This window comes from Lonsdalea britannica (genome assembly GCF_946477055.1).
Taxonomy (GTDB): Bacteria; Pseudomonadota; Gammaproteobacteria; order Enterobacterales; family Enterobacteriaceae; genus Lonsdalea; species Lonsdalea britannica_A.
In genome coordinates this window covers 1-12,216 of sequence record NZ_CAMKXG010000091.1, presented here as the reverse complement: position 1 = coordinate 12,216, position 12,216 = coordinate 1, and the positions used below count along the sequence as shown (strand labels likewise).

Below are 12,216 nucleotides of genomic sequence, written 5' to 3'. Positions count from 1 at the left end.
GTATTCACTAAAGAAAATCAGACTTAGCTCGCTGGGTGTATGTCAAAAAGCGGTTCACATCGAGAATGAAGGCAGAGAATCAACGCGCTTATTGCGAGGAGATCGCATAACGGGAATAGCGATAAACAGAGGCTCATTCGCTGAATGAGCCTCTGTGGGAGAATTAATGCAGAATCTGCGCCAGGAAAGACTGCGTACGCTCTGAGCGTGGATTGGAGAAGAAGATATCCGGCGGCGCCTGTTCGACGATCTCCCCCTGATCCATAAAGATCACCCGGTTGGCGACCGTACGAGCAAATCCCATTTCATGGGTGACGCACAGCATGGTCATACCGTCTTCGGCCAAACCCAGCATGGTATCCAGCACCTCTTTGACCATTTCGGGATCTAACGCCGAAGTCGGCTCGTCAAACAGCATGATCTTAGGCCTCATACACAGCGAACGCGCGATGGCGACTCGCTGTTGCTGACCTCCGGAAAGCTGCCCGGGATATTTATGCGCATGGGCCGCAATGCGAACGCGTTCCAGATAGTGCATCGCCAGCGCATCGGCCTCTTTTTTCGGCATGCGATGTACCCAGCTAGGCGCCAGCGTACAGTTTTGCAAGACTGTGAGATGCGGGAAAAGATTGAAATGTTGAAACACCATGCCGACTTCAGTTCTGATTTTCTCAATGTTGCGGCTGTCGCTGTTCAGCTCGATGCCATCGACAACAATACGTCCTTTCTGATGTTCTTCCAGATGATTGATACAGCGGATCGTCGTTGATTTTCCTGAGCCCGATGGGCCACACAGGACAATACGTTCACCTTGTTTCACCTGAAGGTTAATGTCTTTTAGTACGTGAAACTGACCGTACCACTTATTCACGTTTTCCAGCGTGATCATGTTGTCAGCGGATTGTATTAACGCATTCTGATTCATGGATGACCTCAATGAGACTTATGTCCGGTATCAAACCGTTTTTCCAAATGTTGGCTATAACGCGACATGCTGAAACAGAAGATCCAATAGATCAGCGCGGCGAAGACGTAGCCTTCGGTAGACATTCCCAGCCAGGCGGGATCGACCGTGGCCTGCTGGATGCTGCTGAACAGATCGAACAGCCCGATGATGATCACCAGACTGGTATCTTTAAACAGCGAGATAATGGTGTTGACCAGTCCGGGAATAACCATTTTTAGCGCCTGAGGCAGAATGACCAGACACTGCATCCGCCAATAGCCCAACGCCAGTGACTGCGCGGCTTCATACTGCCCTTTCGGCAATGCTTGAAGGCCACCGCGTACCACTTCCGCGACATAGGCGGACTGAAACAGAATGACCCCCACCAAGGCGCGTAACAGTTTGTCTATGTTGGTTCCTTCCGTCAGGAACAGCGGCAGCATCACGGAGGACATAAATAGAACGGTGATTAGCGGTACGCCGCGCCAGAATTCGATAAATCCAATGCAGAGCATACGGACGACAGGCATTTCCGAGCGCCGACCAAGTGCCAATAAAATCCCGAGCGGCAAAGCGCCCGCAATTCCCACGGCGGCGATAATCAGGGTGAGCGTGAGTCCGCCCCATTGGCGCGTTTCTACGTGGGGCATTCCGCCAAATCCCCCGGACAGCAGACCCCAGGCGATGAACGGATAAACCACGCACCATCCCGCGATATAACGACCGCGATGCGGCATCGCTTTCCAGAACATGGGGAAAATGCTCAACAGCGCCAGCACCAGCGCGAAATTGATGCGCCAAATCTCTTCGGTGGGGTAGAGGCCATACATAAAGTGGCCGAAGCGAGCGTGGATAAACACCCAGCAGGCGCCTTCACGCGTACAGTCATTACGGGTCGCGCCTAACCAGTTGGCGTCGAAGATCGCCCAGTTCAGAAGCGGGGGAAGCCCTTTCCACAGCAGCCACAGACAGAGCAGGGTCAGCAGGCTGTTGGGGAGGCTGGAAAACAAGTTACGTCGAGTCCAGGCGATAGCGCTGCTCATCGGCGTCGGGCGATTTGGCGTATGTGAAATCATGGGCACCCAGCTCCTCTAGCGCTCAATTAAGGCGATTTTACGGTTATAGATATTCATCAGCAGCGAGATCAGCAGGCTGATAATCAGGTAGACCGACATCGTCATGGCGATGGTCTCAATCGCCTGCCCCGTCTGATTCAGAACCGTACCAGCAAACAACGACACCATATCCGGGTAGCCAATCGCAGCGGCGAGGGAAGAGTTCTTCACAATGTTCAGGTACTGGCTGGTCAGGGGAGGAATGATGACGCGCATTGCCTGCGGCAGAATGACTTTGCGCAGGGTGATCGCTTTTGGCAGCCCTAGCGAAAGCGCCGCTTCATGCTGGCCGTGCGCGACCGATTGAATACCGGAACGGATGATCTCGGCGATGAAGGATGAGGTATAAACCGAAAGCGCCAGCGCCAGTGCGGCGAGTTCGGGGATCATCACGAGGCCGCCGTTGAAGTTGAACCCCCTTAATACCGGAAGTTCCCAGCTCAATGCACGACCGAAGGTGATGTGCGCCAAACCCAGCAGTAATGTAAGGACCAACACTGGCCACGGCCAGTTTCGGCGATAGATGCCGGTTTCACGGTGATGGCGCTGGTTTCTGCGGACGATGATGACGGTCACGATTATCGTAACAACCACAGCGAGCAAAGCCGGGAGGGCGCCGGGGCCGAAATCCGCCGCCGGAATATATAATCCACGGTTACTCAAAAACACCGCGTCCAGTGCGCTCACCGCCTGGCGTGGTCCCGGCAGATTGCGCAGTACCGCGAAGTACCAGAAGAAGATCTGCAGCAGCGGCGGAATATTGCGGAACGTTTCAATATAGAAGGTAGAAAGCTTGCGCAGCAGCCAGTTGTCCGACAGTCGGGCCAGGCCGACCATAAACCCTAACAGGGAGGCGCAGATAATACAGATGGCAGACACCAACAGCGTATTCAGTAAGCCGACGATGAAGACGCGCGCGTAAGTATCGCCCTGCTGATAGTCGATGAGATGCTGAACAATACCAAACCCGGCGGAGTTATCCAGAAACGCAAAACCGGAAGTAATTCCGCGCTGCGCCAGATTGGTGATGGTGTTGTGCAACAGATAGGCGGCGAAGGCCAGTACAACGATGACAGCGATGATTTGGTACAGCCAGGCGCGCACCGCAGGATTAGTCAGTGATAAATCACCTTTTACGGTTGGGCGTTGCAGCATGATGAAGCCTCGATAGCGTCAAACGAGAGCACGGCGGTAAAGCCGTGCCCGGTTTACTGGGGAGATTAGCGAACGGCCGGCGCGTATTGGATACCGCCTTTGGTCCACAATTCATTCAGCCCGCGTTTGATTTTCAACTCGCTGCCCATACCCACGTTGCGTTCAAAGACTTCGCCGTAGTTACCGACCTGTTTAATAATTTTATAAGCCCAATCGGCGGGTAATTTGAGGTCTTTGCCGTAATTGCCTTCTTTGCCGAGCAGGTGCGCCATATCCGGCGTTGTCGGTTTAGCTTGCATCTGATCGACGTTCTGAGAGGTGATGCCCATCTCTTCCGCATTCAGCATAGCGAACAGGCTCCAGCGTACGATGGAGAACCACTCTTCGTCGCCGCGGCGAACGACCGGTCCCAGCGGCTCTTTGGAGATGACTTCAGGCAACACGATGTATTCGTTGGGATTGGCTAATTTGATACGCAGTGCATACAGCTGTGACTGGTCGGAAGAGAGCGTATCGCAGCGGCCGGACTCCAGCGCTTTGGCGCTTTCATCAGAGCGATCGAAGGTGACCGGCGTGTACTTCATGCCGTGAGTTTTGAAATAGTCTGCGACGTTCAGTTCGGTATCGGTGCCTGCCTGAATACAGACGGTCGCGCCATCCAGCTCCGTTGCGCTTTTCAATCCGGCTTTGTTGTGAGTCAGGAACCCGATGCCGTCGTAATAGGTGACGCCGGTGAACAGCATCCCCATGCCCGCGTCACGCGAAGAGGTCCATGTTGTATTGCGGGACAACAGGTCGACTTCGCCTGACTGCAGTGCTGTGAAACGTTCTTTGGCGGTCAGCGGGGTAAATTTCACCTTATTGGCATCGCCGAAGACGGCCGCCGCGACGCCTCTGCAAACATCCACATCAATACCGGCATATTTGCCGCTGCCATCGGCATAGGAGAAACCCGGCAAACCATCGCTGATACCGCATTGGACAAAGCCTTTTTTCTGAATAGCATCCAGCGTAGCGCCAGCATGGGCCTGTTGCGTCGCGGCCAAGAGAGAAGCGCCCGCGACCAGCGTAGACATGATCAATTTTTTCATCATCTTATGTGCCTAATGAGTTATGTGCTGTGGTAAAGGATGCAGCGTTGCATCCGTCCTGTCTGCCGGCGACGTCATTGGACATTGTGCCGTGGCGTGATTAAGCAAAACTGATGCCAATCCGTGACGGTCTCTTTCGGGCATATTGACGGGGTGTTTTGTGAGGCGACACACAAAATTTGAAATGCATTGCACCAATATAATCACAGCGCTAAAAAACTTGCCTGCTTTTGGTGCGAAATGGCGTGATTGGCAGATTTGGCTGAGCATCACGATCTTAACCAGTGCATAGGCAGGTGGTGTGTTGTCTTTTTTAGTGCAACTTGTTATTGAATTGCTAGAAACTTTGGCAGGATTAAGGCAGAAAGACGGTCCCATATAAGGCGGGAAGAAGAGATAAAGATTAACAGAATGAATGCGTTATTTGGCCCGCCGCATCGGCGGAGGGCCGGGCGCTAAACTAGCAACTATCGAACGTTATGCCGTTGATAGAAGTTTTCCAGCCGTGTCTGAACTTTGCTCAAAATGGTACAGAACAGCAGGTAAATCATCGCGGCTTCAACATACATGATGAGCGGTTCATAGGTGACCGACACGATGCGCTGAGCCGCAAGAAACATCTCAGGCACGGTGATGACGGCGGCCAACGACGTATCTTTGATCAGCGAGATAAAGGTATTTGAGAGCGGGGGCAAGGACACAAATACCGACTGTGGGAAAATGACCCACCGAATGGCCTGAGTGCCTTTCATTCCCAGCGAATAGGCGGCGTTCCACTGCCCCTGAGGGACGGACAGTATGGCTCCTCGGACGATCTCAGAGCTATAGGCCCCGACATTGAGGGTAAAACCGATCAGCGCGGCAGGAAACGCATCCAGGGTAATACCGGCGCTGGGTAGCCCGTAAAAAATCAGGAACAGCTGTACCAGCAGTGGCGTGCCGCGAATCACCCAGACATAAAAATCGGCAATCCATTTCAACGGACGCGGGCCATACAGCCGGATCAAGGCAACGACGATCCCGACGGCAAGTCCAAGAATGAAGGAGATAATCGCCAGAGGAACGGTGAACTTCAGTCCAGCAGAAAGCAGACTCCAGAAGGAGTCTGCCATGAGTTGTAGCCAGGGTGGCATCTAAAAAACTCCGATATCTTTGCGGTTACTGGGAAACATCTTCCCCGAAGTATCGCACAGAAATCGTTTTATACGTGCCATCCGCTTTGATCTGGTCCAGCGCGTGGTTGATGGCCTCGACCAGCGGGGCTTGTCCCTTACGCACCAGAATGGCGGAGGGATCGCCGCTTTCCGCGGTGGCGGCAACTTTCACTTTCGCATCCGGCTTCTGTTTTTTGAAGTCGAGGAACGACAGATTGTCGTTCAGCGTCGCATCGGCGCGTCCGCTCAGCACCAGATCCAGCGACTGGTTAAACCCGTCGGTCGGCACGATGTCGGCGCCATAACGCGTCGCCAGTTTCGAGTAATTGCTGGTCAGGCTCTGTGCGGATTTATGGCCTTTAAGATCGGCAAACGTCTTGATGGTGGTGTTGTCGTCGCGCACGACCAGCACAGACTTCGCATCGATATAGGGTTTGGAGAAATCGAATTTCACCTGACGCTCGGGAGTAATACCGACCTGGTTCACGACGGCGTCATAGCGGCCTGCGCTCAGCCCGGCGATTAATCCATCCCAACGTCCTTCGACGAACTCGGCCTTAACGCCGATTTTCTCGGCCACCGCACGGCCTATTTCCACATCAAAACCGACCAATTTTCCCGATTTATTGTGATAGGTGTAGGGCGCATAGGTCCCTTCCGTGCCGAATTTGATGACGCCCGCAGCCTTGATGGTGCTGAGATCGTCCTGCGCCTGTACCAGAGCACTGGTGACAAGTAACGCGCCAGTCAGTAATGCAACGCTGATTTTTTTCATCGTGGTTCCTACAAAGACGGGGGGAGATAACAACCTACATGTTGATGAGGCCGAGCGGCGAGAATCTACGTGATATCACCACGCATTGCTAATCACATAAGGTGATGGTTTATAGCAACAAAGCATAAATATAGTGGGCTGTGGCGGTTTTTTCCACAATGGAGGGCGGTGTTGGTGTGGAGAGCGGGGAAATCAAGAAAAAGGGACGGATAACCCCGTCCCTTCGATCCTGGTGTGATGGCGATGGTTGCCTGTTAACCCCAGACGGCGTCAGCGATCTCTTTGACCAACGCGATTTTCGCCCACTGCTGCGCTTCGGTGATCTCGTTGCCTTCTTCCGTCGAGGCAAAACCGCACTGAGTGCTGAGGCACAGACGTTCCAGCGGTACGAATTGGGTCGCTTCCTTGATGCGATCAATCACTGCCTGTTTATCTTCCAGTTCGCCGAACTTGGAGGAGATCAGTCCCAGAACAACCTGCTTATCGCCTGACACCTGAGCCAGCGGAGAGAAGTCGCCGGCGCGTTCGGTATCGAACTCCAGATAGTAAGCAGAGACATTTTCACGGGCGAACAGCACGCTTGCGACCGGCTGGTAACCGCCGCTGGCGGCCCAGGAAGAGGCATAGTTGCCACGGCATACGTGCGTCGTCAGCACCAGATCTTCCGGCACGCCTTCTACGCTTGCGTTATTGACCTTCAGATACAGCTCGGCCAGCGTGTGGACTTTGCTGCCTTCGACCGGTTCTGCGTGATGACCACAGCCGCAGCTCGTAGAGTTCGGCGTATCGGCACCGCCGCCGCCCGCAAATTTCGGGTCGACCAGCATGCCCCAGGTGCAGTCATCCAGCTGCAGATTGCGGCAACCCGCGGCATACAGTTCTTTGATAAAGGTCCGGTAGGCGTTGGCGATATCCTGCACCAGCGCTTCTTCAGTCGGGTAAAACTCCAGCGTCTTGGCTTTGTTGTCGGGACGCTGCAGCTCGGCCAGGAACTGTGCGGCGGACGGAACGGTCAGTCGCGGCGTGACACTCGGCTCTGCGAATTGAAGCAGGAACTTGAAATGTTCGATGAACGGATGGTTCTCACCGGAGATCTTACCGGAAAGGCGCGCAGTTTCCGGACGGGTTTCCTTGTCAGCAAACGCGTAGCCTTTGGCGATGATGGTTTTCTCCACGCCGTTCAGGCCCCACATGAAGTCGAGGTGCCACCAGCTGCGACGAAATTCACCGTCGGTAATAACCTGCAAACCGGCTGCTTTCTGTTTTTCGACCAGCTCAGTGATGGCCTTGTCTTCAACGGCCTGCAACTCTTCGGCGGAAAGGTGACCCTGGGTAAATTGTGCTCTGGCATCATGCAGATACTGAGGACGAAGATAGCTCCCTACTACGTCGGCACGGAATGGGGCGCGTTGCGTCTGAATGGTTGTCATGAATATAAATCCCTTCTTAATTATTTTAGTCGACAGAGATTATCATGGAACTAATCCCCCTATTAGATGAAATTCCCTCATCATTATTGAGGGAATTTCACGTTGGCCGACGTGCGGATCTCGGAGGAAATTTTCATCGACTACATTGTCCGTATGAACTTTGAGCGGTGCGAAAGGGTGAAAATGACGCGTGGACGTACTGATGTGTTAAGAATTCGATAAACAGGGTAAAACTAGTTAAGAAAGCACGAATTAAGACATTTCGTTATTCAAGACTGCCGTAGTGTGGACGATAGTGCTGTGTAATCTGCTTACTATAAGGCAGGACCATTCGAGGAAGTCAGTTATGAAAAAAATTACGTTGGCAATGGTAATGACGGTATTTACCGCAAGTAGCCTGCTCTCAACCGTCTCTTTTGCAGCAGGTCCGGATCATCAGGATGGGAAGCAATGGCAGCAGGGGCCGGGAAGCCAACAGCATGGCGGACGCGATGGTCATCCTGGCGGTCAGCCTAACCGCGGCGGCCATGGCGAACCGGGTCGGCAGCAGGCTCACGTACAGCGTGGCGGCGACCGTGACCACTTCGTTTCCAATGGGCACGACTTCAGAAGGGGCAAACCGGCTCCGAGCCGTTACCGCGGCAATGACTATCGTGTCAACGACTGGCGCACTCGCGGTTTGAGACAGCCGCCGTCAGGCCAGCATTGGGCCTATATCGATGGCAACTACGTGCTGATTGCAGCGGCAACAGGCGTAATCACCTCGATTATTCTCAACAGCGCCCTGCAGCATTAATGCTAGCGCGTGCCGGAGCGCCTCTCCGGCACGCCTTACCCCGCCTTGTTTCTTCCCGCGCTTCATCATCGCTTCTTGTGAATCCGACTATCTCGGCGCTGATGCTCAATCGAACCAATCGGCGAGTTTATCGCGCGTCTGCTGTTTGACCTCATCGTTGATATACAGGCTGACGGTGCCTAGCGCGCCCGCTAAAACGCCCAAATCGTCGGTAAATCCTACCACCGGCAGCGCATCCGGAATCGCGTCTACAGGCAGCACGAAATAAGCCAAAGCGGCGTAGATGGTGGTTTTGGCCCAGACGGGCGTATCAGGTCGTTGCGCCGCGAAGTAGAGCCATAGCGCTTTCTCAATCACCTCGCTCCCGGCCTTTTTGGCGTAGCCGACGATCTTGGTCCAAAAGCGCGTCTCGTTAAAGTCGCCAGCCTGAGTGAACTTGTTTTCCATCGGTTGTCGCTCCCGGTCAGTTGCCTTGTTCATGGCGTGTTGTGGCATCTCATCTTCAACCTATCGGTCGACGCTTAGCGCCACGCAGATGACGTCATTATGGCAAAGCGCGGGGCAGTCCGGCGGAAAACGGACACAAAAAAGGCGTTGATGATTGCTCATCAACGCCTTGTGAAACACGGATGCTGAACGTGATCAGTTCATGCCGTATTTTTTCAGTTTCTTACGCAAAGTGCCGCGGTTGATACCCATCATCAGTGCTGCACGGGTCTGGTTACCGCGAGTGTATTGCATCACCATGTCCAACAGTGGTTGCTCAACTTCAGCCAGTACCAGCTCATACAAGTCATTTACATCCTGACCGTTCAGTTGAGCAAAATAGTTCTTCAGTGCCTGTTTAACCGAGTCGCGCAGGGGTTTTTGGGTTACCTGAGCCTGAGAGTTTACGGTGGAAACGGTCAGTACGTCAGAATTCACGCGTTGTTCGAACATAGTTCTGTCAGCTCTTTTTCTGTTTACGCAAGATTTTCAAAATATGCCTCCAACGCCTCCAGCTGTTCGCTGGCATCCTCAATGGCGTTGAATGTGCGCCTAAACTGGTCGTCCGGGGCATGTTCCTGGAGATACCAGGAAACGTGCTTACGAGCGATACGGAATCCCTTGCCTTGACCATAAAAGTCATGCAATTCCCGTATGTGCCCGATCAGCAAGCGCTTAACCTCTGCCAGTGGCAAGGGTGGAAGCAGCTCCCCTGTGTCCAGATAATGCTGGATTTCCCGAAAGATCCAGGGTCTTCCCTGAGCGGCCCGTCCTATCATCAGGGCATCGGCCCCGGTGTAATCAAGAACCGCTCTGGCTTTATGCGGGTCAGTAATGTCGCCATTCGCAATGATGGGAATGCCGACGGCCTGCTTAACTGTCCGAATGCTGTCGTACTCGGCCTCGCCATTGAACAAGCACGTACGTGTTCGTCCATGGATGGTGAGGGCCTGGATACCACAATCTTCAGCCAATCTGGCAATTTGTACACAGTTGCGGTGCTCTGGAGACCAGCCCGTACGAATTTTCAGTGTCACCGGTACGTCTACCGCTTCCACCACCGCCGTCAGAATCTGTTTCACCAGATCAGGATGCTGCAGTAATGCAGACCCCGCCATCTTGCGGTTCACCTTCTTGGCTGGACATCCCATATTGATGTCGATGATCTGCGCGCCGAACTCAGCATTGATGCTGGCGGCCGCGGCCATCTCCCCCGGATCGCTGCCGGCAATCTGCACGGCTCTGATACCAGGTTCATCGCTATGCACCATGCGCAAGCGGGACTTATCCGAACGCCACACTTCCGGATTGGAAGAGAGCATTTCGGACACCGTCATTCCAGCGCCCATCATGTGACAGAGTGCTCTGAATGGGCGATCGCTAATACCGGCCATCGGGGCGGCTATCAAACGATTGGGAAGCTGAAATTGTCCAATGTGCATAGACAAAGAGTGACCATACTGTGTCTGCAAGGGCGCGTATATTACGCATTTTTCACGCGATAGGAAAGGCCAAACTTTGAGCAATTACGCGTAACAGATCAATAAAATGATGTTTCATCTAAAGAAGTTTTCATTTTACCTATACATATCATGTGGTTATGCCATATCGCTATCGACGGGCCACACCGCCGACAAAGGCCGATTAGAAGTGAAAAGAACGCGATGGGACGCTGTCAGGGAGCGATTCGTGGGGCAATGAAGGCAATTGGTAGTGAAAAATGCACCATATTCGGCCTAATGAGGAGCAATCTATCGGTCTGATGACGGTGTTTGATTGCTCCTGTTTTCGGTTATGGCCGTTGCGACAGGTTCCTATTCTTCATCGGTTTCGTCGACCACCGCGTCAATTTCCCGGCTGATATGTTCGATGTCAGCGGGGGAAAAGTCGATGTGTGGCTGTGCTCCGGTATCGCGCAGAATTTTTTGGGCAATAAGGCGAGTGACCGGCAGGATGATAGAAAAGTGGTCGCCGCGCGGCACGCTATAGGCATGAAAGGGAACGCCCGCGTTTTGCGCATCCTTCTCCATCTGGGGCAATGAATATTCCCAGTAATTATCGCTGCCTTCAAAATAGTAAGTCGGCGATTTGAGGTGCGTGATAAAAGTGCGAGGCGAGCGCAGGTAAAACTCACGCGGATTCTGGGTGTTGAATGACGGACCGGTGGAGGTCGGACCCAGGCTTAACCGTTGTTTTAAATCGGGCACGCCCCCGAGTGAAAACGCCGCGCGGAAACCGTTTTGGTACTCGTTTCCCAAAAGCGTTAACGTCCCTCCGGTGCTGTGGCCGACCAGATATATGCGGTCGGGATCCACGTAAGGAAGTTTAGCCAGATAATCTCTGGCGGCATGTAAATCGTTTATCTCGCCGTAAAACATCTCGAACTTGCCGGGATTGTCGTTTTCACCGCGCCAGCTTGGCATCATCGTAATGATCCCGGCCTCGGGGAAAGCGCGACCGCTCTGATCGTTATCGGCGTCCTGAGGTTCCCAAAGGAAGCTTCCTATACCGCCATAGCCGCCGTGGGCCCACAACACGGCCGGGTGCCGTTTGCCATCCTTGGGATCGGGCGTCAGATAGGCGACCAGATCGCCCACGGGCGACGGGTAATGTATGGTCTTGAACAGCTCGGCAGGTGGCGTCTCCGCCTCGCCGTCGCGTTCCAGCGTATCTTTGATGAGCTCAGTTTGAAAACCGGCCCGCGCCTGCGATAAGTCGATATCGCTCAACGGATAGCTCGCATTAGCGGCGAATACACCGGCGGCGAAAAAAACTGCCGCCAGCAAAATGGATTTAAGGTAGCCATGAATCACTGCAATATTCCTTTTGTCATTAAATAGCGTCATGCCGCGTGTGGTGGAACTGAGGGCAGGGGAGCCATAGAGAAACGGAACGCACAGAATGGCGTTCCGCCGTTTGCTCAGGCGCGTTTAGTGCGCTTTTCTGATACCGGTGATCCTGCACCACTCTTCTTTTTCCGCCACAGGATCGAGCTCGAATTTCTCCTGATAGGCTTCTGATACATTGGCGGCCTGTGTCGCCAGCACGCCTGAGAGGCCGAGATGACCGCCCGCTTTGGGCAAGTCGCCGATCAGGGGAGCGAGTTCCCGCAGCGGACCTGCCAGAATGTTGGCGACGACCACGTCGGCGGACAGTGCTTCCGGCTGGTCTTTCGGCAGATACAGCTCCAGACGCTCAGACACGCCGTTGCGCTGGGCATTATCGCGGCTGGCCTGAATGGCCTGCGGGTCGATATCGATGCCGATGG

13 protein-coding genes are annotated in these 12,216 nt (G+C 53.8%); 1 reads left to right on the top strand and 12 read right to left on the bottom strand.

The window, feature by feature from the left end; translation table 11 throughout:
* Positions 1-163 precede the first annotated feature (163 nt).
* The 7 genes from Q7O77_RS08205 to Q7O77_RS08175 form a co-directional block, all read right to left on the bottom strand.
* Positions 164-925 (bottom strand): amino acid ABC transporter ATP-binding protein, encoded by a 762-nt coding sequence (locus Q7O77_RS08205; protein ID WP_304165628.1) that lies wholly within the window; start codon positions 923-925, stop codon positions 164-166.
* Between the two features lie 8 nt (positions 926-933).
* On the bottom strand, positions 934-2,022 hold the full coding sequence (locus Q7O77_RS08200; protein WP_304165626.1) for an amino acid ABC transporter permease: 1,089 nt from the start codon (positions 2,020-2,022) through the stop codon (positions 934-936).
* A gap of 15 nt (positions 2,023-2,037) precedes the next feature.
* A complete protein-coding gene (locus Q7O77_RS08195) occupies positions 2,038-3,216 on the bottom strand; it encodes an amino acid ABC transporter permease (protein WP_304165624.1) in 1,179 nt (392 codons plus the stop codon).
* A 65-nt stretch (positions 3,217-3,281) separates the two neighbouring features.
* Positions 3,282-4,307: an amino acid ABC transporter substrate-binding protein gene (locus tag Q7O77_RS08190; protein ID WP_304165631.1), complete on the bottom strand. Its 1,026-nt coding sequence runs from the start codon at positions 4,305-4,307 to the stop codon at positions 3,282-3,284.
* A gap of 467 nt (positions 4,308-4,774) precedes the next feature.
* The gene (locus Q7O77_RS08185) at positions 4,775-5,440 is read right to left on the bottom strand and encodes an amino acid ABC transporter permease (protein ID WP_304165622.1); all 666 of its coding nucleotides are present in this window, start codon (positions 5,438-5,440) and stop codon (positions 4,775-4,777) included.
* Positions 5,441-5,465: 25 nt separating this feature from the next.
* Positions 5,466-6,236 carry an amino acid ABC transporter substrate-binding protein gene (locus tag Q7O77_RS08180; protein WP_304165619.1) on the bottom strand — a complete coding sequence of 257 codons (771 nt, stop codon included), beginning with the start codon at positions 6,234-6,236 and terminating at the stop codon, positions 5,466-5,468.
* A 254-nt stretch (positions 6,237-6,490) separates the two neighbouring features.
* Complete coding sequence (locus Q7O77_RS08175; RefSeq protein ID WP_304165616.1) at positions 6,491-7,666, bottom strand: 5-methyltetrahydropteroyltriglutamate--homocysteine methyltransferase; 1,176 nt, start codon at positions 7,664-7,666, stop codon at positions 6,491-6,493.
* Between the two features lie 346 nt (positions 7,667-8,012).
* On the opposite strand from Q7O77_RS08175, the gene Q7O77_RS08170 reads away from it, so the two are divergent.
* Positions 8,013-8,462 carry an RcnB family protein gene (locus Q7O77_RS08170; RefSeq protein ID WP_304165614.1) on the top strand — a complete coding sequence of 150 codons (450 nt, stop codon included), beginning with the start codon at positions 8,013-8,015 and terminating at the stop codon, positions 8,460-8,462.
* Positions 8,463-8,567: 105 nt separating this feature from the next.
* Here Q7O77_RS08170 and Q7O77_RS08165 read toward each other — a convergent pair whose 3' ends face one another.
* From Q7O77_RS08165 to Q7O77_RS08145, 5 genes are all read right to left on the bottom strand, one after another.
* Positions 8,568-8,942, bottom strand: coding sequence for a YkvA family protein (locus Q7O77_RS08165; RefSeq protein ID WP_304165612.1), 375 nt, complete (start codon positions 8,940-8,942; stop codon positions 8,568-8,570).
* A gap of 162 nt (positions 8,943-9,104) precedes the next feature.
* Positions 9,105-9,401 carry a DNA-binding transcriptional regulator Fis gene (fis, locus tag Q7O77_RS08160; protein ID WP_012883002.1) on the bottom strand — a complete coding sequence of 99 codons (297 nt, stop codon included), beginning with the start codon at positions 9,399-9,401 and terminating at the stop codon, positions 9,105-9,107.
* Positions 9,402-9,424: 23 nt separating this feature from the next.
* Positions 9,425-10,390 carry a tRNA dihydrouridine synthase DusB gene (gene dusB / locus Q7O77_RS08155; protein ID WP_085652982.1) on the bottom strand — a complete coding sequence of 322 codons (966 nt, stop codon included), beginning with the start codon at positions 10,388-10,390 and terminating at the stop codon, positions 9,425-9,427.
* 372 nt (positions 10,391-10,762) lie between these two features.
* The gene (locus Q7O77_RS08150) at positions 10,763-11,761 is read right to left on the bottom strand and encodes a S9 family peptidase (RefSeq protein WP_304165576.1); all 999 of its coding nucleotides are present in this window, start codon (positions 11,759-11,761) and stop codon (positions 10,763-10,765) included.
* Positions 11,762-11,878: 117 nt separating this feature from the next.
* Positions 11,879-12,216: 50S ribosomal protein L11 methyltransferase (locus tag Q7O77_RS08145; RefSeq protein WP_304165573.1), on the bottom strand; the 338-nt coding region annotated here is incomplete at its 5' end.